The organism is uncultured Desulfovibrio sp. (assembly GCF_944324935.1).
GTDB lineage: Bacteria > Desulfobacterota > Desulfovibrionia > Desulfovibrionales > Desulfovibrionaceae > Desulfovibrio.
The window spans coordinates 1-19,429 of the sequence record NZ_CALUYG010000025.1 but is presented as its reverse complement, the minus strand read 5'-3'; the positions used below and the strand labels follow the sequence as shown (position 1 = coordinate 19,429).

Genomic DNA, 19,429 nt, shown 5'->3' with positions numbered 1-19,429 from the left:
CCGGCGCTAGGCCTGCCACGTCTGCTTGAACGCGGCGATGGCTTCGGTCAGGCTCTTTTCCACGGCTTCGTCAATGACCTTCTTTTCCTTGATGGCTTCCAGGGCGGCGGGTTTGCTGTCGCGCAGGAAGGCCAGCAGCTTGCTTTCGAACTCCCGGATGCGGTCCACGGGCACATCGTCCATATGCCCGCGCGTGGCGGCATAGATGGAGGCGACCTGTTCATGGGCGGGCATGGGCTGGTACTGCGGCTGCTTGAGCAGCTCCACCAGACGGGCCCCGCGATCCAGCTTGGCCTTGGTCGCCTTGTCCAGATCCGAACCAAACTGGGCGAAGGCCGCCAGTTCACGGTACTGGGCAAGGTCGAGACGCATGGTTCCGGCCACCTGTTTCATGGCCTTGATCTGGGCCGCGCCGCCCACGCGGGACACGGAAAGGCCCACGTTGATGGCCGGACGCACGCCGGCGTTGAACAGGTTGGGCTCCAGGTACACCTGACCGTCCGTGATGGAGATCACGTTGGTCGGGATGTAGGCCGACACGTCGCCCGCCTGGGTTTCGATGATGGGCAGGGCGGTCAGCGAGCCCGCGCCGAGTTCGTCGTTCACCTTGGCCGCCCGTTCCAGCAGGCGGGAATGGAGGTAGAAGACGTCGCCGGGGAAGGCTTCACGTCCCGGAGGACGACGGAGCAGGAGGGACATCTGGCGATAGGCCACGGCCTGCTTGGAGAGGTCGTCGTAGATGATGAGCGCGTGCTTGCCGCTGTCGCGGTAGTATTCGGCCATGGTGCAGCCGGTATAGGCGGCGATGTACTGCAACGGCGCGGGATCGGCGGCCGTGGCGGAGATGATGGTGGTGTATTCCATGGCGCCGTGACGGCGCAGGGTGTCGGCCACCAGGGCCACGGAGGACTTTTTCTGTCCGATGGCCACATAGAAGCAGTGGATGTCCGTATCCTTCTGGGCGAGGATGGCATCGATGCACACGGCGGTCTTGCCGGTCTGGCGGTCGCCGATGATGAGTTCGCGCTGGCCGCGCCCGATGGGCGTCATGGCGTCGATGGCCTTCAGGCCGGTGGGCATGGGCTCATGCACGCTCTTGCGGGCAATGATGCCGGGGGCCTTGATCTCCACGGGGCGCACTTCCTCGGCTTCCACGGGGCCGAGACCGTCCAGCGGCTGCCCCAGCGGGTCGAGCACGCGGCCCATGACCTTGTCCCCCACGGGCACGGAGAAGATCTTGCCGGTGCGCTTGACCGGGTCGCCTTCCTTGATGCCCACGTCCGAGCCGAGAAGAGCCACGCCCACGTTGTCCTCTTCCAGGTTGAGCACCATGCCCATAACGCCGCCGGGGAATTCCAGCAGTTCCATGGACATGGCGTTCTGCACGCCATAGACGCGGGCGATGCCGTCACCGACGTAGAGCACGGTGCCGGTCTCGCTCATTTCTACGCGCTGCTCGTAGTTTTTGATCTGACTTTCGATGATCTTGCTGATTTCTTCGGCTTTGATCTGCATCTGCTATTCACCCCTCTTGAATGTCTCCCGAAGGATAGCCAGTTGAGCGCGCAGACTGGCGTCCAGCACCTTGTCGCCCACCTTGAGGACGATGCCGCCGAGAATGTCGGGATCCACGTCAAAGCCCAGTTCGATGGATGTCCCGGCCTTCTGTTCCAGCTCGGCCTTGAGAGCGGCTTGCTTTTCTTCGGTAAGTTCCACGGCGGTGGTGAGCCTGCCGCGGAGGATTCCCCTGGCCTCGTCCAGCAGCGTGCCGTAGCAGCGCACAATATCGCCCAGACAAGCCAGGCGTTCCTTGTCGGCCAGCAACAGGCAGAAGTTGCGGACCGTCTGGTCGATCTTCATTTTTTTCAGCACCGCGGAAAGAACGGCCTTCTTTTCCGCCGTGGCGATGATCGGGCTTTTCAGCACCGATGCGAGGGCGGGAACCGCCTCGGTCTGTTCGCGCAGCGCCTGCAGGTCGGCGCTGTAGCGGCTGAGCGCCTCCTCGCCCTGTTCGCGTCCCAGCGCGAAGAGGGCCGCTGCGTACCGGCGTGCGATCATGGCATCCGTCATTGCAGCACCACCTTGTTGAGCGATTTGGCGATGAGCGCTTCATGCCCCTGGGCGTCCAGCTTTTCCACGAGGGCCTTCTGGGCGGCGTCCACGATTTCGTCGGCCACGACGGCACGCACTTCCGCCAGGATGGTACGGCCTTCGTTTTCCGCCGTGCGGCGGGCCTGCTCGAGGATCTGATCGGCCTGCCGGCGGGCTTCCTCCAGGATGCCGGCCTTCAGGCGTTCGGCCTGGGCCGCGCTTTCCTCAAGGATGGCCTTGCGCTCGGCTTCCAGATGGGCGATGCGCTTTTCCACGTCGGCAAGGCGTTTTCTGGCGTCGCTGCGTCGCTGTTCCAGATCGTCGAGACCTTTCTGGATGTCCGCGCGGCGACCGCTGAAGTATTTGCGGGCCAGACCGCCCACAAAATACCAGAGGATGCCCGCAAACAGAGCGAAGTTGAGGACGCGCCAGCCGAAATCTCCCCAGCGGGGCGCGGCATGTTCCTCCGCCGCCAGAGCCGCGGCGGTCATGAGCAGGGTGAGCGCCGTGACGAACAGCGTCTGCCGCGCGACCCTGCGGCCTGCATGTTTCCACATTTTCAAGGTGAGTACCCCCTTGCCGTTGCCGGTTGTGTACGCCTAGCCCCGCAGCACCTTTTCCGCCGTCAGGGCGGAGAGGGTAGCCACCTGACCGCGCAGGGCGGCAAGGGTCTGCTGCGCTTCGGCTTCCAGATCCCGGCGCGTCTGGGCCAGGATCTCCTGGGCCTTTTTCTGGGCATCGCCCACAATGACCTGCTGTTCCGCCGTCCCGGCGCTGCGGCCTTCGTCGCACAGGTGGGCGGCATCGCGCCGCGCCTGCACAAGGGCCGCCTCGTAGCCGTCCAGCCGTCTGGCGGCCTCGTCCTCAAAGGATTCGGCTTCGCCGCGCATGCCGTCCATGACGTCCTTACGCTGCCGGATGATGCGCCGGATGGGGCGAATGAGCAGGATGTTCAGGACGAAGAGGGCGATCAGAAAGTTCGCCAACTGGAAGAGCAGGGTGATGTTGAGATCCAGCATATCGCTTCTCCTCGTGGATGATCGCCGGAACAATACCTCTGAGGGTACGGAATATCGGCGTATCCACAGTACGGCATGGCGGGGCTTCTGTCAAAGCCTTTGCGGCCCGCTGTCGGGTCGGCCGGGCCGGAATGCCGCCTTTACGCGCCATTTCGTGCAAAAAAACGTCCGCTCAGACCAGCAGCCAGTCTTCCCGGGCGTAGCCCGCGTCCGCAAGCCAGGCGGCGGCCTCTTCGGCAGCGCCGTGGGCCGTGAGCGCGTTGAGGAGCAGTCCTGTCCCCGGCGGCGGCAGCGCCTGGCGCGAGAGGACGGGCACGCGGCGGGGATCGCCCGGGGACAGGGGCACATGCTGACCGATCTTGCGCGGGGCGATGTCGATGAAGGCCGCCGGTTCGATGCCTTCGGCCCAGAGCGGCGCCAGGCGGCGGCGCGCCACCCGGCCCGCGCCCAGCACCCATACCCGCGTGCGGCCTGCGCGGCGGAGGTGACGGGCCAGCCAGCGGGCCCGCAGGGCATCATTGGCGGCATCGGCATAGCGGGCGTCGGTGCGGGTCAGCCTGCCGGGCGGGTCGTTCCAGACCAGCAGTTCCTCCGGCAGCTTTTCCATGCGGGCCCCGGCATGGAACCAGCGCAGCCACAGTTCCCAGTCTTCGGCAAAGTCGCCGTCGGCGTAGCCGCCGAAGCGTTCGACGGCGTTTCGTCGGAACATGACCGAGGGGTGACAGAGCGGCGTGTCCCGGAAGCGGTCGCGGGCCATCTCTTCATGGCGGCACAGGCTGTTCTGCCAGGCGACATAGTGGGCGAAGCCCCAGGCCGTGCGCGGGTCGCCGCCGAAGCGGACGCGACAGGCGCTGACATCCAGATCCGGCTGGCGCTCAAGATGCGCCGCCTGCCGGGCAAGGCGCTGGGGATGGGCGATGTCGTCGGCGTCCATGCGGGCGATGAGCCCGCCCCGCGCCGCCTCCAGCCCGGCATTGAGCGCCGGGACGATGCCGCCATGCGGGATGCGGATGAGCCGCAGACGTTCGTCTTGTCGGGCCAGTTCGCGCAGGATGGCGGGCGTGCCGTCGTCGGAACCGTCATCCACGGCGAGGATCTCCAGCGGGGGCAGCGGGGCCAGCGGCGCGCCCGTCTGGGCAAAAAGGCTGGCAAAGGCGGCCCGCAGGCGGCCACCGCCATCGGCAGCCGCGTTCCAGACCGGGACAAGGACCGAGATGGACGGGGCCTCCCTCATGCGCCGGCCCGGGAAAGCAGGGCCAGCGCCTGCGCGCAGACATCCTGGAGCGGCCGGTCGGCCGCAAGGCGGTGGTGGGCCTCCTCATACAGGGGGCGCCGCTGCGCCAGCACGTCGGCCACCTCATCGGTCAGGCTCTTGCCGGTCAGGGAGGGCCGCTGCGCCTCCAGCGGGTCGCTGGTCAGACGTCGGACAAGTTCCGCCACCGACACATCCAGAAAGAAGACGCGCCCCGTCTCACGCATGAAGCGGCGGTTCTCCCCGGCCAGCACCATGCCGCCGCCCGTGGCCACCACGCCGCGCCAGGCGGCGGCCCGTTCGCCGCTCGCCACCCCGGCAGGGGCTGCCTCCAGTTCGGCGGCCACTTCCCGCAGGATGGCGCTTTCCCGCCTGCGGAAGCCTTCCCAGCCCTCACGGGCCACGATGTCGGCCACCTCCTCGCCGCTGCGCTCGCGCAAGGAGTGATCCGTGTCCACGAAGGGCAGGTCGAGGGCCGCGGCCAGCGCCTGTCCGAGGCTCGTCTTGCCGCAGGCACGCGGCCCGGTCAGATAGATAAGCATGAACGCCTCCTGAACGCCGAAAAAAGGGAGTTCCGCCATTTGTTTCTGGGGGGAAGGGGAACCCCTCCGCCGGCGCGGGAGGGGTTCCCCTTCCCCCTCAGGCCCCCCATCCCTTCCCCAGCGCGCTTTTACCAGGGGAATTGTGTTGATGGCCTCTGGGCGACGCAGGAGCCTTACGGGCATCGACAGCGGAGCGGAGGGGGGCCCCCTTCCCCCTAAAAATATGGCAGAACAGCGCCAGCACAGCGCCGCCCGGCCCAAAGTGAGCGGAAAAACCGCGTTTTTTCCGCGAAACGCCAGGCCGGATGGTGTGAAACGCAAAGCGTTTCACACTGAAAATGCTCAAATGATATATTGTCGGGGATTCACTTCGCCCATGAGGCAAAGAAGCTCATAGGGCAGCACATCGGCCAGCCGGGCCAGTTCGCAGACGGTGACGGGGCGTTCGCCCGGGGCGGCCTCGCCGCCCATGAGCCAGGCGGTGTCTCCCCGGCTGACGGCGGGCAGGTGGCTCACGTCGGCCATCATCATGCTCATGCAGACGCGGCCCACCACCGGCGCGCGGTGGCCGTGCAGGAGGACGGAGGCCCTGTTGGACAGGGCGCGCGGGTAGGCCGTGGCGTAGCCGCAGGCGATGACGGCTATGGTCATGTCCCGGGGAGCGGTGAAGGTGCGGCCGTAGGAAAGGCTCTGGCCGGCCCGCAGCTGACGTACCTGCATGACGGGGGCGCTGAGGCTCATAACCCATTCCAGGCCCGCGCCGCGCTCTTCCCAGGGGCCGCCCGCGAAGGGGTTGCCGCCGTACAGGGCCAGACCGGGGCGGCAGAGCTCGAAACGGGCCCGCGGCAGGCCGAGCGTGCCCGCCGTATTGGCCAGCGAGCGCGCAAGATCGGGCCAGCGCTGCCGCAGCGGCTCGCACAGGCGGCGGAAGCGTTCGATCTGCTCCCGCGAAAAGTTTTCGTCCTCGGGCATGTCCGCGCTGGGCATGTGCGAAAGGGCCATGACCGGCACAAGCCGCGGCAGGTGGGCAAGGGACTCGATAAGGGCGGGGATGTCCGCTTCGTCGAAGCCCAGCCGCCCCATGCCGGTATCCAGCTTGAGGGCGACCTCCAGCGTCTCGCCGCGACCGCTCAGGCCGTCCGCCGCATTTTTCAGATCGTCGAAGCAGGTAACCACGGGCGTCAGGCGGGCATCGGCGGCCTGTGTCCATTCATTGGGACAGAGGGCCCCCATGAGCGTCACCACCCGCTGGCGGTAGCCGTCATCCCGCAGGGAGATGCCCTCGCTGATGGTGCCGACGGCGAACTGTCGCGCGCCGGCCCGGTCCAGCGCACGGGCCACGGGCAACAGACCGTGACCGTAGGCGTCGGACTTGATGACCGGCAGGATGGTTTCCGGCGCGCCGAGGCGGGCAAAATTGCGTTGCAGGGCGGGCAGATCGATATGGCAGGCGGACGGGGTAAAAATGCAGGTCATGCGGCGACTCCAGCCGGAACGGAAAAGCGCATCCGCCGGATGTGGCGGGATGAGCTCCACTCATAGCAACATGCGGTCGGATAGACAAGAAAAAGTCTAGACAGGTCGGGCGGCGTCCCCGGTACGGCTGGGGGACGGCTGCGGAGAAGGCCGGAGGGACGGCGGAGGAGCCGGCGCGGCTCCTCCGGGCGGGCCTATCGTCCGGCGGCCTGTGCGGCCTCTTCAGGATAGATGGCGGCCACGCCGGCCAGAAAGTCCGCGTAGCGGTCTTCCAGAATGGCCTGGCGCGCCCGGCGTACGAGGTCGAGGAAATACGTCAGGTTGTGCAAGGAGTTGAGACGGAAGGAGAGCAGCTCCTTGCTGACGTGGAGATGGCGCAGGTAGGCCCGCGAGAAGGTGCGGCAGGTGTAGCAGCCGCACTGCGGGTCCAGGGGGCCGTCGTCCTCGGCGTATTCCTTGCGCTTGATGTTGATCTTGCCTTGTGAGGTATAGAGGGTCCCGTTGCGGGCGTTGCGCGTGGGCAGCACGCAGTCGAACATGTCGATGCCGGCCGCGATGCCGTTGGCGATGTCCAGCGGGGTCCCCACGCCCATGAGGTAGCGGGGCTTGCCGGCGGGGAGCTGCGGCGCGATGTCGTAGAGGAAATCGTACATGACGGGCTTGGGCTCGCCCACGGAGAGGCCGCCGATGGCAAAGCCGTCGAAGTCGTGGGCGCAGAGTTCCTCGATGGAGCGGCGGCGCAGATCCTTGAAGAAGCCGCCCTGGGTGATGGCGAACAGCAGGTTGTGCGCCGTGCCCGCCGGATAGTGCCGCCGGGCGCGCAGGGCCCAGCGGGTGGTGAGGGCCGTGGACTTGTCGGTATAGGCGTAGTCCGCCCCGTGGGGGACGCATTCGTCCAGCACCATCATAATGTCCGAATTGAGGCTGCGCTGGATGTCCACCACATTCTCCGGCGTGAACAGATGTTTGGACCCGTCCAGATGGGAGCGGAACTCCGCCCCTTCTTCCCGCAGCTTGCGCAGGGAGTTCAGGCTGAAGATCTGGAAGCCGCCGCTGTCGGTGAGGATGGCGCCGGGCCAGGAGGCAAAGCCGTGCAGGCCGCCGTGACGTTCCACCAGCTTGTGGCCGGGGCGCAGATAGAGATGATAGGTATTGCCCAGAATGATGGGCGCGTTCATGGCGGCAAGATCGTCGGGGGCCACGGCCTTCACCGAGCCGACAGTGCCCACGGGCATGAAGATGGGCGTGGGGATGTCTCCGTGGGCGGTATGGACGATTCCCGCGCGGGCCGCGCCGTCGGTATGCAGCAGGGTATAGGTGGGAGTGCTCATGGCGGCAGGGTAGCCGCAGGCGGGCCGGGATGCAAGGGGCGGCAGGGGGACGGCGCCCCCCCTCATTCCAGATAGATCATGCGGCGGGTCATGCCACCGTCCACGATGAGATTGGCGCCATTGACGAAATCATTGGCCGGGTCGGCCAGGAAGAGCGCGGCGCGCAGGATGTCGTCCGGCCGGCCGACGCGCCCGGAGGGATGCTGGGCGTGATCTTCTGGACGCAGGGCGGCGTAGTCACCGGTCTCGATCCAGCCGGGACTGATGGCGTTGACCGTGATGCCGCTGCCGCTCAGGGAAACGCAGAGCGAGGCCGTCAGCGCCGTGAGCCCGCCCTTGGATGCGCCGTAGGCCTCCCAGTGGGCCTCGTTCTGCGGACCGCGCGTGGAGGCGATGTTGATGATCCGGCCATAGCCCGCGCCCGCATTGGCCGCCTGAAAGGCCCGGCAGCAGAGGAACGCGCCGCGCAGGTTGGTGTCCAGCACATCGTCCCACTCCTCGGCGACGAGATCCGGCAGCGGTTTGCAGAAATGGCTGACGGCCCCGTTGTTGATCAGCAGGTGCGGCGGTCCGAAGCGCTGCCGGGCCAGGGCGAAGGCCGCCTGTATGGATGCCTCTTCCCGCAGATCCATACGCACGGGCAGGATGGCGGGATGGGCAAAGCGGCTTTCCTCCCGGTCGCAGGCAAGCACGTCGTAGCCCTGCGCGGCAAAGCCCTCGCAAAGGCGGCGGCCGATGCCGCGAGCGCCGCCGGTGATGATGGCTGTGGGCATGGATCTCCTCCATGATATTCTCGTTCCAGAGCATTTTCCGTTTGAAACGCGTTGCGTTTCAAACCCCGCGGCCTGGAGTTTCGCGGAAAAACGCGGTTTTTCCGCCTGGTTTCGGCCAGGCGGCGCTGTGCCGCCGCAGCGGGCAAAGGCGCTTGCATCGCCCCCGCCTTCTGCCATAAGACGGAAAATACGTCGTGCGGGCCCGACCCGCAAGCGATCGCAAGGAGGAGGCCGTTGTGCTCTGGGAGAATTTGCTGCTCTATGTGCCCATGTCCGCCCTGCTGGTCATCATGCCGGGGCCGGACTTCGCGCTGGTGACGCGCGTAGCGTTCGCTCAGGGACGGGCGGCGGGCACGCTGGCCGCCTGCGGCGTAGCCCTGGGCATCGGTCTGCACACGGCGCTGGCCATGCTCGGCATATCCGCAGCCATCGCCCATTCCCGCCTGCTGTTCAGCCTGCTGGAATACGGCGGCGGCGCGTTCCTCTGCTGGATGGGCTTCCAGTCGCTGCGCGGCGCCTCCACGGCGGCGCAGGCGGTCTTGCGCTGCGGGGAAGGGCCCGCTGCCGCCACGTCCGGCATTTCCCTGCGCCGGAGTTTCGGGCAGGGCTTCCTCACCAATGTGCTCAACCCCAAGGCCATCGTCTACTTTTTGACCTTCCTGCCGCAGTTCATGCAGCCGGATGCGCCGCTGGCCCCGCAATTCCTGGTGCTAGGCGGCATCCTCGGCCTGCTCGTCCTGCTCTGGTTCGTCACGCTGGCCAATTTGCTGCAGACGGTGCGCGCGCTTTTCCTGCGTCCGCGCGTACAGCTCTGGCTCTACCGCTGCACCGGCGTCTTCTTCCTCTGTTTCGGACTGCGGCTGGCGCTGTCCGCCCTGTAGCGGCAACCATGCCCCTCGGCACGTTTGGGGCCTGCCAACACTATTCGTCGCCTGTTTGGGGGAAGGGGAACCCCTCGCGTTGTTGTCGATGCCCGTAAGGCTCCTGCGTCGCCTGACGGGCACGGCCCTGCGGGGCGCCTTTCGGTCGCTCCCTTTCCCCCAAATAAACAGTGGATAATGTTAACGCTCCAAGGCGTATCAACATGAATTTTACAAATAATTTCAATAGATAAAAAGAATGGGCTGTACACACTCCGTTTGTCTTTGGGGGTGGGGTCGCCTCGTCCTCCGTATACTTTCCTTGGTAAAAGCGCGCTGGGGAAGGGATGGGGGGCTTGGGGGGAAGGGGAACCCCTCTCGCGCTGGCGGAGGGGTTCCCCTTCCCCCAAACAATCAGTGAATAGTGTTAACAGGCCCTAATTCCCTGTCCCGAAGGTCAGCCGGGCGATGAGGCCGCCGCCGGGGCGCTCCAGCAGGTGCAGGTCGGCGTTGTTCTGCCGCGCCATGCTGCGGGCGATGGACAGGCCCAGCCCGCTGCCGCCGTCATGCCGGCCACGGGCCGGGTCCAGCCGGAAGAAGGGCTCGAAGACCTGCTCGCGCTTTTCAGGCGGGATGCCGGGGCCGTCGTCCTCCACATCCACGAGCCAGGCGCCGCTGGTCGGGCAGCGGTGCAGGCGGATCACGATGTGGGCCGCGTAGCGCAGGGCATTGTCGATGAGGTTGTCCAGACAGCGGCGCAGCGCATGTCCGCGGATGGGGAGGATGCAGCCCGCGCCGTCCGCATCGGCCACGAAGCGCAGGCGGTCGTCCCCGGCGACGGACGGCGGGCTGCCGGCAGGCTGCTCCTCGCCGGAGAGGTGGGAGGCCAGCCGGTCGGTGACCAGACTTTCCAGAAAGGCCGCCAGATCCGTACGGCGCAGGCTTTCCTGAGGGATCTGCGCCTGGCCCAGCTCTTCGCTGCTGCGCATGATGGCGGAAAGTGTGTTGACGTCAGCCTCCAGCTTGCGGCGCAGGCCCTTGTTGGTCACCTGTTCCACGCGCAGGCGCAGCCGGGTCAGCGGGGTCCGCAGGTCGTGAGCCACGGCCGCCAGCATGCGTTGATGCTGCTCCAGGGCGGCCTGGATGCGGCGGCTCATGCGATTGAAGGCGCGGGCCGCTTCGGCCACTTCCGGCGGGCCGTTTTCGGCCAGGGGGGGCGTGCGGCGGTCCCGCCCCAGGGTGTCGCTGGCCTGCACCAGCTGGCGCAGGGGCGCAATGAGCCGGTGGACGACAAAAACCGTCAGGATCAGCATGCCCAGGGCTTCCAGCGCCAGCAGCGCCAGCATGAAGGGCCAGGACGGGGAAAGGCGGCTCATGCGGTGGATATCCAGCCAGGTCTCGTTGTTCAGACGGACGAAGAGGCGGCTGATGTAGACGTCCGCCTGGTTCGTGCCGGGCAGCATGAGCAGGCGCGCAAGCCCTGTCGGCCCCTGCCGGGTGACCCGGGCCACGAAGACCCACGGCGGCACGGCGGTATAGGGGGCCGCTTCTTTCAGGTCCGTCAGCTGGGTTTCCTCATCCGCCCAGAAGGATTCGCTGGGCGGGAAGTGCGGCGGCGCGGCATTGTCCGTCAGAGGTGGGAGAGCGTCGTCGGGCCGTCGGGACACCATGTCCCGGCTCCACGGCAGCAGCTCGGACGCTCTCGGCTCCGGCGACAGGCTTTCCGAATCGTCGGCGGGCTGGAGAGGGGAGACGAAGCCCTTGAGGCTGTCGCTGATGCGCTGCCGCAGGAAGAGGGAGGCCGCATCATGGAACTGTGCGGGCGGGCTGGAGGCCCGGAGGATGCGGGCATTGACGGCGTCCAGCCGCCGCAGGCGGAGGATGAGCTCCGGCAGCGGCGCGCCGCCCTCGTGCAGCGGGTCGAGCATGAGCAGGCAGAGGGTGAGGGTGGAGGCATGGTCGACCAGCACCATACGCGCGGCCTGCTCGTCGTCCAGACGATGGGCCAGCAGGGCCGTCAGACTGTGCAGGACCAGAAAGGTCAGGCCCAGCAGCAGCCAGAGCCGGGTGCGCAGGCCCATACGGGCAAATATGCCGGTCCGCGGCGCGGCATGTTCCGTTGCGCCGGGGGGCGTGCTCATGCCCGTTCCTGGGGACCGGGGTCTTCCCGGGTGACGTCCGTGGCCAGCACATAGCCCTCGCCGCGCACGGTCTTGATGAGCGTGCCGTAACGGCCGCCGTCCTTGAGGCGATTGCGGAGGCGGCTGATGAGCACATCGATGCTGCGATCATAGGGCTGGGCATTGCGGCCCTGCGTCTGCTCCAGCAGAGTGTCCCGGCTGAGCACCTGCCGGGGGTGCTGCAGAAAGATGGTCAGCAGGCGGTATTCCGCGCCGCTCAGCGGCATGATGACGTCATCGGCCGTCAGCAGATGCCGGGCCGTGGTGTCCAGCCGCCAGGAGGCGAAGCGCAGGATGCCGCCCTGGGGGGACGGGGCCTCGTTTTCGCCGCTGCGGCGCAGCACCGTTCGGATGCGGGCCAGCAGCTCGCGCGGTTCGAAGGGCTTGCCCAGATAATCGTCCGCCCCCAGTTCCAGCCCCACGATGCGGTCCGTGCTGCCGTCCAGCGCGGACAGGAAGATGGCGGGCACGCGGGAGCCTTCCCGCAGGCGGCGCAGGACGGCGAAACCGTCGTCGCCCGGCAGCATGATGTCCAGCACCACAAGATCGGCCGGGCCCTCGTTCCAGAGCGCAAAAAACGCCTCGGCACTGTGGGCGGTGTGTACCTGGAAGCCGTTGCCGGAAAGATATTCCTGCAGCAGCTCGCAGATCTCCACGTCATCGTCCAGAAGATAGATGCGTTTTGCCGTTTCCATGCCGTGCTCCAGAGGACGTTGGGGGTGGGCGGCATGACGAGGGCCTGCCGCGACAGCGCAAGGGACGGGATGGCTGTCCCTTTTGTCACATGGTAGCCCAAGACGCGGCGGGCGGCAAGCTGACCCGTTCGCCGCGCCGTCGTCAGAACAGACGTCCCTGGAGCGGGGCGGCCCCCGCGGCAAAGAGGCGGTCCGCCAGTTTGCGGTGGGCGGCGGGCATGGCCAGGGCCTGCAGTTCCCTCGGGCTGACCCAGCGGTAAGCGCTGGCGGCGGTCAGCACGGGCGGGACGGGCAGACCGTCGGCATCCTTCGGGCCGTCGGCAGCGGTCAGGGCCACGCCGAAACAGTGCAGGGTCACCCGGTAGGTGGTATAGCCGTGCCGGATGATGCCGTACTCCTCCGAGACCTGTACGGCAAAGCCCGTCTCCTCGTGATGTTCGCGTACCACGGCCTGCCGGGGCTCCTCGCCGGGCTCCACCCGGCCGCCGGGAAATTCCCAGAGGCCGCCCCAGGCCCCGCGATCGCAGCGCTTCTGCACGAAGACGCGCCCCTCGTGCCGCAGCACCCCCGTCACCACGTCCAGCAGCACGGTGTCGGCTTTGCGGCCGGGCACGGGGCGCTCGTGTACGATGCCCAGATGGCGCGACAGGCAGAAGTCGGCCAGCGGGCAGGCCTCACAGCGGGGCTTGCGGCCGCAGATCAGCGCGCCGAGCTCCATCATGGCCTGATTGTGGGCCCTGGCCTGTGCGGGCGGCAGCCACTCCCGGGCCAGGGCGGCGATGCGGGCGGCGGCGTCCTTGTTCTTCACCGGCGCGTCCACGTCGAAGACGCGGGCGATGACGCGCTCCACATTGGCGTCCACGCAGGCCACGGGCTGCTCGAAGGCGATGCTGGCGATGGCTGCCGTGGTGTACGGCCCCACGCCCGGCAGGGCGGCGATATCCGCCAGTTCCCGGGGGAAGATGCCGCCGTGCGCGTCGCGGATGCGGCGGGCCGCGGCCAGCAGATTACGGGCCCGGGAGTAGTAGCCCAGCCCCTCCCAGGCATGGAGCACCTCTTCTTCCGAGGCCGCCGCCAGCGACGCCAGATCGGGAAAGCGTTTCATCCAGCGCCGAAAGTAGCTGACGCCGCGCTCCATCTGGGTCTGTTGCAGCATGATTTCCGAGATCCAGACGTCATAGGGCGTGTAGGTCCCGCGCCAGGGCAGGTCGCGTCCGTGGTCGGCAAACCAGCGCAGCAGGGCTTCCCGCATCTGGGGAAGGTGCGCCTGCGGGGGGCGGTGGCCGGGCGGGGGGACGGCGCCGGTCACCGGCGGCGGCGAGAGAATATCCTTTTTGCTCATGCGGCCAGCCTACACCCCGGCGGGCGCATTGTCATCAGGGGCCGCTTGGCATATACTCCCCGCACTCGCCGGTCGTCCGCGGCCGCGGCATATTCATCGCAAGGAGATCCCATGTCCGAGAATCCCACGGTGCTGCTGGAGACCACTTCCGGCGACATCCTCATCGAACTTTTTCCCGACAAGGCCCCCGAAACCGTCGCCAACTTCCTCCAGTATGTGGATGACGGCTTTTACAACAATACCATTTTCCACCGCGTCATCCCCGGCTTCATGATCCAGGGGGGCGGTCTGGGCGCCCGCATGGACGAAAAGCCCACGCGTGAGCCGGTCAAGAACGAGGCCGACAACGGTCTGAAGAACGAGCGCGGTACCATCGCCATGGCCCGCACCCGCGATCCTCACAGCGCCACGGCCCAGTTCTTCATCAATCTGGTGGACAACGATTTCCTGGATCACAGCGAACCGACGCTGGACGGCTGGGGCTATTGCGTGTTCGGCAAGGTCGTGGACGGCATGGACGCCGTGGACAAGATCGCCAAGGTCAAGACCAAGGCCGTGGGCATGCACGAGGCCGTGCCCACCGACATGGTGCTCATTACCGGCGCGAGCCGCTTCGAATAGGGGGGCGCATGTCGCGAGCGTTGACGGATGCGGCCACCGTTCCCTTTGCCCATGCCTGGAGCCTGCTGGAAGCCTATGTGAAGGTCTGCCCCGACGAGATCTGGGAAGAGACGCACGGCGGCTGGCCGGTATGGCAACAGGCGCTCCATGCGGTGACGGTGCTGGATTTCTTTACCCGCGGCGACGCGCCGCCGCTGCCCGCGCCCGCTCCGCAGGAGGTGCTTATGCTCACCGTGCAGGGCGCGGAAACGGTGGACAAGGCCGGTCTGCGCGCCTATATGGCAGCGGTGAAAGCACGGGTGGACGCCTGGCTGGCGGCGCTGGACGATGCCGCGCTGTCCGTGAAGGATGACCGCCTGAGCGCGGCGCTGGGCATGGAGATCAGCGCCGTCTGGGTGCTGATCATGCTGGCCTCGCACACGCAGTACCATCTTGGCTCGTGCGACGCGGCCCTGCGGGATCATGGCCTGCCCGGCGTGTTTTAAAAAATGAACGGTCAAGCCCTGGAGGGGAGCCCGCGCCGTCTGATCCCGGACGTGACGCGGAGGAGCTTTCCTCATCAGGGCGCTCCCGGAGAACTGTATGAAGACGTATCTTGCCGCTTTCGTCCTGTCGCTGGCGGCGGTCGGGCCGTTCCTGCCCGCCGCCGCGCGGGCGGAGGACGAAAAAATCGATCCGACGACCTATATCTGCGCCGAATATGTGGCCCTTGCGTCCACCCAGACAGCGCCTCCGCTCTTCCAAAGCCTGCAGATCGACGGCTTTGTGAGCTCCAACATCGGCAAGACCGTGGCGGATCCGCGTATGGTTATGAGCCTCATGGCCCGGACGTACGCCGTCTGCCAGCGCGACCCTACGGCCGTGGCGGCCGATGTCTGGCAGGAGATGAAGCTGGAGCTTTCCGACCCGCTGGATGAGCACTGGAAGGCCGATACGACCACCTGCCGCCAGTACAACGACAATCCTGACGACGGCAGCGGCTTCGTCATCTGGCTCGACGGCTATAACCGTCACTACAACGTGACCGAAAAATCCGTCCTGGACAGCCAGAAGACGCTGGATGCCTTTCTTGCCGCCTGCAAGAAGCAGCCAGACGCCCGCATGATCGACATCATGCAGGAGACGCTCAAGAACAAGTAGGCTTCCTTATCCGTCACGAACGAAACGGGGCTGCCTGATCTTCCAGGCGGCCCCGTTTTTGTCTGTCGGGATTCAGCGGTCTGGCGGCAGTTCCCGGGGGGCTTGCCCAAGAGCGGCCAGTATGGCGTCGCAACAGCGGCGTACGCCGCCCAGATCGAACTCGTTGACGGCCTGCAGCAGGCGGGCCAGTCGTTCCGCGATACAGGTCCCGCGTGCCCGTTCCAGCAGTTGCGCGGCCAGTGCCTCCGCCGTGCCCCAGTCCCGTTCCATCACGTCGGGCAGACCGGTCAGGGTGGCGGCCGCCGCCGAGCGGACATCGGGCGGGACAGGCGCGCTCCCCTGTTCCCGCCTGTCCTCCTCGCCGCAGTAAGCGCGGATGGCCTGCCGGCTTTCGTCCAGCGTCCTGAGAAAGCGGTATGTCTTTTCCGGTTCCGGGGCCTGCCGCAGCAGGGTGTTTTCCATGTCCGTGGCATGGACGGCAAAGCGGAGGAGCCCCAGATTGGTCCCCACGCCCCGCATGGCATGGATAAGCTGGAACAGCTCTTCCAGCCGGCCATCCTGTAAAAGGCTGCGCACCTGCACCGTGCAGTCCGCATAGTGATGGGCAAAGCGCCGCAGCAGGGAACGGTACAGACGTTCGTTGCCGGCCACGGCGGCAAGGCCGTCGGCCGGGCTGAGCAGGGGCGGGGCGTCGCTGCCCGCGGGAGCGTCCCCCGCCGCGTCTTCCGCCTCATGGGGCGGGGACGGCGTCTCCGCCGCGGCAGGCAGACCGCAGGGGAGCCACTTTTCCAGCGTTTCCCGCAGCCTGGCCGGATCGACAGGTTTGATCAGGTAGTCATTCATGCCGGCGGCCAGTCCGGCGATGTGCGATCCTGAATCCGTGTGGGCGCTCAGGGCGATGATGGGCAGGTTCTGCGGGGAGTGACCGTTGCCGCGGATGCGGCGGGTGGTCTCCATGCCGTCCATCACCGGCATCTGCATATCCGTGATGATCAGGTCCGGCTGCTGCCGTTCCGTCTGTTGTATGGCCTCCTCGCCATTGGCGGCCAGGCTGACCCGGCAGCCCATCTGGGTGATGAGCTCCTGAAGGATCTCGCGGTTGATCTCGTTGTCGTCCACCACAAGGATGTGGGGGCATGGCTTTTTTTCGTTCGTGTCCGCCTGTGCGTCGGAAGGTTCCGGCGGCTGGTTCTCACAGGCCAGAAGGCGGCAGAAGGCGGGATGGGGCGCGGCCTGTTCCAGGACGGGGAGGGAAAGGCTGAAGTGCAGGCTGCTGCCGTGCGGCAGGGATTTCAGCTCAAGCCTCCCGCCCAGCAGGTGAACCATCTGATGGGCCAGCGCGAGGCCCATGCCAATGCCGTTTTCCGTGCGGGTCAGGGAACTGTCGCCCGGAGCCAGCGGCTCGAAGAGATGCTTCTGGGCCGGGCCGCTGAAGCCGGGGCCGTTGTCCGTAACCTCGAACAGCACCTGGACGCGATCGGCAGGGGCGGCATCCGCCCGGGGCGGGACTCGTGCGGCAAGGACGACGGTCCCCCGTCTGCTGAAACGCAGGGCATTGTCCAGCAGGTTTTCCAGCACCCTGCGCAGGCGAAGGGCATCGGTCAGCACCTGGACGGGCAGATCCGGGGCCGCGTCCAGGGCCAGGCCGAGGTGGCGCTGGCGGGCGATGGCGGCAAAGGGGCGGATGGTGCGCTCCAGCAGGTCGATGAGCCGTACCGGCTGTTCGTCCGGGTGCTGCTGCCCGTCGGCCAGGCTGGAAAATTCGAGGATGCGGTCGATCATAAAGGTCAGCCGTCCGCCGGATTGCTGTATCTGCCGCACATAGCCCAGCTGGCGGGGCTGGAGAGGCGTTTTGAGCAGCAGGAAGCTCATGCCCAGCAATTCGTTGATGGGCGTGCGCAGCTCATGGCTCATGCGGCGCAGCAGATCTTCCCGGGCGGCCAGCGCCTGCCGGGAGAGCCGCGTGGCTTCCTCGGCCTCGTGGCGGGCGAGCTCCGCCTGGCGGCAGTTTTCGCGGGACTGCTTTTCCGCCGTGTCCAGCGCGCGGATGCGGGCCTCCAGGTCGTCCTGCAGGCCGCAGAGGGCCTGGAAGATGTCGGAGAGTTCATCCCTGTGATCCGGCAGGGGCCGGGGGACTTTCTCGCCCCGGCGGGACGCCAGGACATACTTGTGTATCCTGCGCAGGGGGGTGATGAAGCGACGTTCCCGCAGGCGCATGAAGACAAGGATCATGATGCCGATGAGCGCCAGGGCCCCGGTGCAGGCCCAGGCCAGGATCTTGAGGCTGTGGCGCAGCTCCTCGGCGTGCAGGGTGATGTTGCGGCGCAGCAGATGCCGGAAGTCCCGGCACTGGTCGATGATCATCTCAAACTGCCGGAGCGCGTTGTGCGTCATCAAAAAAGCCCGCATGGCCTGCCGGGAACTCTCGGGCATGACATGCGGGCGCGCATGCGCCGGCATGTCGCCGGCAGCCCGCAGGGCGGCTTCGCCGATCAGGCTGGAAAAATTCTTGTAGAGCGTGACCGTGTTGATGAGCAGCGTACGGGGCATGGGATCGAGCGGGAGAGCTGCCACCGTGGCCGGCAATTCCGGCAGGTCCCATCCGGTGCTTTCGCGTTTGGGCAGCACGCCCTGATCCTGAAGGCGGGCCTCCTCCAGCATGCCCAGCAGGCTCCGGTTGCCCGTGCGGATGAATTCCCGCGCCAGGGCATTCCTGGTGCGGACACGGTATTCGATATGACTGGCGATGTCGTAGGCCTGCCCCACTTCATCCAGACGGCTGCCCCGGTCGTAGAGGTCCATGCCGAGGATGAAGAGCGAGGCGCAGAAAAGCGTCGTCACCGTCAGGAGGAGGATATTCCAGCTGCGTGTCAGGGAGCGGATGGTCATGGGGCTACACCATACTTGAAGTCACTGACGATGTAGCATAGGCTGCGACAAAAATCATCCGTCCAGGCGCAGGCCCATTTCCTCCACCTCTTCCATCGACCCGTCCGCCATGCCCGTTCTGCAACGAATCTGGCCGCATCTGGCCCTGATGCTGGCCATGTGCTTCTGGAGCACCTCCTATCTGGCCATGCGTATCGCCCTGACGGCGCTTGACCCGCACAGTCTCATGCTGGGGCGCATGGCCGTGGCCACGCTGGTGCTGCTCCCTCTCTGGCCGCATCTTGTGAAGGCGCTGCGCCGGCACGGGCAGTGGCGCTGGCTTCTGTTCATGGGCTTGTGCGAGCCGGGCTGTTATTTTTTGCTGGAGACCAATGCGCTGCGCTTCACCACGGCCTCGCAGGCGGGCATGGTCATCGCCCTCATGCCGCTTTTTGTGGGGCTGCTGGCCTGGTTCAGCCTGCGTGAACGCGTGGGCGCGCAGGGCTGGTGCGGCTTCGCACTGGCCGTGGGCGGGGTGGTCTGGCTGACGCTGGCCGCCGCGCCGCAGGAAAGCGCGCCCAATCCTCTGCTGGGCAACATCCTTGAAGGGCTGGCCATCTTTTGCGGCTCCGTCTATACGGTGACGGCCCGCCATCTCTCCGCCCGCTATTCCCCCTTGCAGATCACGGCGGTGCAGTCGCTGGTGGGGCTCGTCTTCTTCGGTCTGCTGCGCCTGCTCGTGCCGCTGGACGTCACGCCGGTGCAGCTGGGCATAGAGCTGCCGTCGTGGGCCGCCTGGGTCGCCGTGCCCTATCTGGGCTGCGTGGTCTCGCTGGGCGGCTACGGCCTGTACAATGTCGGCGTGCACCGGCTTTCGGCCGCGCAGGCCGCCGCCTACACCAACCTGATCCCGGTGCTGACCCTGCTGCTCGGCGTCTGGCTGCTGCGGGAAGTCTTCCTGCCCGCCCAGTATGTGGCCTCGGCGCTGGTCATCGCCGGCGTGCTGCTCAGTCAATGGCGCAGGAACTGACGTCCGGCGGCCTGCCCGCGACATGACAGCCGTCCACAGCCAGGCGACGCAGGAGCCTTGCGGGCATCGACAGCAAAGCGCGATCCAACGGGCGGCCGACGGCCGTGCCCGTTAGGCGACGCAGGAGCCTTACGGGCATCGACAGCAAAGCGCGATCCAACGGGCGGCCGACGGCCGTGCCCGTTAGGCGACGCAGGAGCCTTACGGGC

General features: G+C 66.8%; 18 protein-coding genes. 5 read left to right on the top strand and 13 right to left on the bottom strand.

Annotated features, from left to right (window positions below):
* Positions 1-6 precede the first annotated feature (6 nt).
* From atpA to Q0J54_RS07325, 9 genes are all read right to left on the bottom strand, one after another.
* Entirely contained in the window at positions 7-1,515 is a 1,509-nt protein-coding gene (gene atpA / locus Q0J54_RS07365) for a F0F1 ATP synthase subunit alpha (RefSeq protein WP_296304818.1), read from the bottom strand.
* A 3-nt stretch (positions 1,516-1,518) separates the two neighbouring features.
* A complete protein-coding gene (gene atpH / locus Q0J54_RS07360; protein ID WP_296304817.1) occupies positions 1,519-2,070 on the bottom strand; it encodes an ATP synthase F1 subunit delta in 552 nt (183 codons plus the stop codon).
* Entirely contained in the window at positions 2,067-2,648 is a 582-nt protein-coding gene (locus Q0J54_RS07355) for an ATP synthase F0 subunit B (RefSeq protein WP_296304816.1), read from the bottom strand. Before Q0J54_RS07355 ends, atpH begins: the two co-directional genes overlap by 4 nt.
* Before the next feature lie 42 nt (positions 2,649-2,690).
* Complete coding sequence (locus Q0J54_RS07350) at positions 2,691-3,110, bottom strand: ATP synthase F0 subunit B (protein ID WP_296304815.1); 420 nt, start codon at positions 3,108-3,110, stop codon at positions 2,691-2,693.
* A 172-nt stretch (positions 3,111-3,282) separates the two neighbouring features.
* Positions 3,283-4,344 (bottom strand): glycosyltransferase, encoded by a 1,062-nt coding sequence (locus Q0J54_RS07345; protein ID WP_296304814.1) that lies wholly within the window; start codon positions 4,342-4,344, stop codon positions 3,283-3,285.
* Positions 4,341-4,904 (bottom strand): shikimate kinase AroL, encoded by a 564-nt coding sequence (gene aroL, locus Q0J54_RS07340; protein ID WP_296304813.1) that lies wholly within the window; start codon positions 4,902-4,904, stop codon positions 4,341-4,343. Before aroL ends, Q0J54_RS07345 begins: the two co-directional genes overlap by 4 nt.
* Before the next feature lie 342 nt (positions 4,905-5,246).
* Positions 5,247-6,380, bottom strand: a complete 1,134-nt coding sequence (alr, locus tag Q0J54_RS07335) for an alanine racemase (RefSeq protein WP_296304812.1) — start codon at positions 6,378-6,380, stop codon at positions 5,247-5,249.
* Between the two features lie 194 nt (positions 6,381-6,574).
* Positions 6,575-7,711, bottom strand: a complete 1,137-nt coding sequence (tgt, locus tag Q0J54_RS07330; RefSeq protein ID WP_296304811.1) for a tRNA guanosine(34) transglycosylase Tgt — start codon at positions 7,709-7,711, stop codon at positions 6,575-6,577.
* A 62-nt stretch (positions 7,712-7,773) separates the two neighbouring features.
* Positions 7,774-8,484 (bottom strand): SDR family oxidoreductase, encoded by a 711-nt coding sequence (locus tag Q0J54_RS07325; protein ID WP_296304810.1) that lies wholly within the window; start codon positions 8,482-8,484, stop codon positions 7,774-7,776.
* 236 nt (positions 8,485-8,720) lie between these two features.
* On the opposite strand from Q0J54_RS07325, the gene Q0J54_RS07320 reads away from it, so the two are divergent.
* Positions 8,721-9,365: a LysE family transporter gene (locus Q0J54_RS07320; protein ID WP_296304809.1), complete on the top strand. Its 645-nt coding sequence runs from the start codon at positions 8,721-8,723 to the stop codon at positions 9,363-9,365.
* 416 nt (positions 9,366-9,781) lie between these two features.
* Here Q0J54_RS07320 and Q0J54_RS07315 read toward each other — a convergent pair whose 3' ends face one another.
* The 3 genes from Q0J54_RS07315 to mutY all read right to left on the bottom strand — a co-directional run bounded on the left by Q0J54_RS07315 (position 9,782) and on the right by mutY (position 13,471).
* Positions 9,782-11,485, bottom strand: a complete 1,704-nt coding sequence (locus tag Q0J54_RS07315) for an ATP-binding protein (protein ID WP_296304808.1) — start codon at positions 11,483-11,485, stop codon at positions 9,782-9,784.
* Positions 11,482-12,219 carry a response regulator transcription factor gene (locus Q0J54_RS07310; RefSeq protein ID WP_296304807.1) on the bottom strand — a complete coding sequence of 246 codons (738 nt, stop codon included), beginning with the start codon at positions 12,217-12,219 and terminating at the stop codon, positions 11,482-11,484. Before Q0J54_RS07310 ends, Q0J54_RS07315 begins: the two co-directional genes overlap by 4 nt.
* A gap of 142 nt (positions 12,220-12,361) precedes the next feature.
* Positions 12,362-13,471, bottom strand: a complete 1,110-nt coding sequence (gene mutY / locus Q0J54_RS07305) for an A/G-specific adenine glycosylase (RefSeq protein WP_296304835.1) — start codon at positions 13,469-13,471, stop codon at positions 12,362-12,364.
* 201 nt (positions 13,472-13,672) lie between these two features.
* On the opposite strand from mutY, the gene Q0J54_RS07300 reads away from it, so the two are divergent.
* The 3 genes from Q0J54_RS07300 to Q0J54_RS07290 all read left to right on the top strand — a co-directional run bounded on the left by Q0J54_RS07300 (position 13,673) and on the right by Q0J54_RS07290 (position 15,322).
* Positions 13,673-14,182 carry a peptidylprolyl isomerase gene (locus Q0J54_RS07300; RefSeq protein ID WP_296304806.1) on the top strand — a complete coding sequence of 170 codons (510 nt, stop codon included), beginning with the start codon at positions 13,673-13,675 and terminating at the stop codon, positions 14,180-14,182.
* Positions 14,183-14,190: 8 nt separating this feature from the next.
* The gene (locus tag Q0J54_RS07295) at positions 14,191-14,667 is read left to right on the top strand and encodes a DinB family protein (RefSeq protein WP_296304805.1); all 477 of its coding nucleotides are present in this window, start codon (positions 14,191-14,193) and stop codon (positions 14,665-14,667) included.
* Between the two features lie 97 nt (positions 14,668-14,764).
* Positions 14,765-15,322 carry a hypothetical protein gene (locus tag Q0J54_RS07290; protein ID WP_296304804.1) on the top strand — a complete coding sequence of 186 codons (558 nt, stop codon included), beginning with the start codon at positions 14,765-14,767 and terminating at the stop codon, positions 15,320-15,322.
* Positions 15,323-15,394: 72 nt separating this feature from the next.
* Here Q0J54_RS07290 and Q0J54_RS07285 read toward each other — a convergent pair whose 3' ends face one another.
* Positions 15,395-18,211 carry a response regulator gene (locus tag Q0J54_RS07285; RefSeq protein WP_296304803.1) on the bottom strand — a complete coding sequence of 939 codons (2,817 nt, stop codon included), beginning with the start codon at positions 18,209-18,211 and terminating at the stop codon, positions 15,395-15,397.
* A gap of 109 nt (positions 18,212-18,320) precedes the next feature.
* Between Q0J54_RS07285 and Q0J54_RS07280 the strand changes: the two genes are divergently transcribed.
* Positions 18,321-19,220, top strand: coding sequence for a DMT family transporter (locus tag Q0J54_RS07280; protein WP_296304802.1), 900 nt, complete (start codon positions 18,321-18,323; stop codon positions 19,218-19,220).
* Positions 19,221-19,429: the final 209 nt, after the last annotated feature.

What these genes read in the sequence shown, in the direction of transcription:
- atpA (WP_296304818.1), bottom strand. Translation starts at nt 1,515, where the DNA reads ATGCAGATCAAAGCCGAAGAAATCAGCAAGATCATCGAAAGTCAGATC.
- atpH (WP_296304817.1), bottom strand. Translation starts at nt 2,070, where the DNA reads ATGACGGATGCCATGATCGCACGCCGGTACGCAGCGGCCCTCTTCGCG.
- Q0J54_RS07355 (WP_296304816.1), bottom strand. Translation starts at nt 2,648, where the DNA reads ATGTGGAAACATGCAGGCCGCAGGGTCGCGCGGCAGACGCTGTTCGTC.
- Q0J54_RS07350 (WP_296304815.1), bottom strand. Translation starts at nt 3,110, where the DNA reads ATGCTGGATCTCAACATCACCCTGCTCTTCCAGTTGGCGAACTTTCTG.
- Q0J54_RS07345 (WP_296304814.1), bottom strand. Translation starts at nt 4,344, where the DNA reads ATGAGGGAGGCCCCGTCCATCTCGGTCCTTGTCCCGGTCTGGAACGCG.
- aroL (WP_296304813.1), bottom strand. Translation starts at nt 4,904, where the DNA reads ATGCTTATCTATCTGACCGGGCCGCGTGCCTGCGGCAAGACGAGCCTC.
- alr (WP_296304812.1), bottom strand. Translation starts at nt 6,380, where the DNA reads ATGACCTGCATTTTTACCCCGTCCGCCTGCCATATCGATCTGCCCGCC.
- tgt (WP_296304811.1), bottom strand. Translation starts at nt 7,711, where the DNA reads ATGAGCACTCCCACCTATACCCTGCTGCATACCGACGGCGCGGCCCGC.
- Q0J54_RS07325 (WP_296304810.1), bottom strand. Translation starts at nt 8,484, where the DNA reads ATGCCCACAGCCATCATCACCGGCGGCGCTCGCGGCATCGGCCGCCGC.
- Q0J54_RS07315 (WP_296304808.1), bottom strand. Translation starts at nt 11,485, where the DNA reads ATGAGCACGCCCCCCGGCGCAACGGAACATGCCGCGCCGCGGACCGGC.
- Q0J54_RS07310 (WP_296304807.1), bottom strand. Translation starts at nt 12,219, where the DNA reads ATGGAAACGGCAAAACGCATCTATCTTCTGGACGATGACGTGGAGATC.
- mutY (WP_296304835.1), bottom strand. Translation starts at nt 13,471, where the DNA reads ATGCGGGAAGCCCTGCTGCGCTGGTTTGCCGACCACGGACGCGACCTG.
- Q0J54_RS07300 (WP_296304806.1), top strand. Translation starts at nt 13,673, where the DNA reads ATGTCCGAGAATCCCACGGTGCTGCTGGAGACCACTTCCGGCGACATC.
- Q0J54_RS07295 (WP_296304805.1), top strand. Translation starts at nt 14,191, where the DNA reads ATGTCGCGAGCGTTGACGGATGCGGCCACCGTTCCCTTTGCCCATGCC.
- Q0J54_RS07290 (WP_296304804.1), top strand. Translation starts at nt 14,765, where the DNA reads ATGAAGACGTATCTTGCCGCTTTCGTCCTGTCGCTGGCGGCGGTCGGG.
- Q0J54_RS07285 (WP_296304803.1), bottom strand. Translation starts at nt 18,211, where the DNA reads ATGACCATCCGCTCCCTGACACGCAGCTGGAATATCCTCCTCCTGACG.
- Q0J54_RS07280 (WP_296304802.1), top strand. Translation starts at nt 18,321, where the DNA reads ATGCCCGTTCTGCAACGAATCTGGCCGCATCTGGCCCTGATGCTGGCC.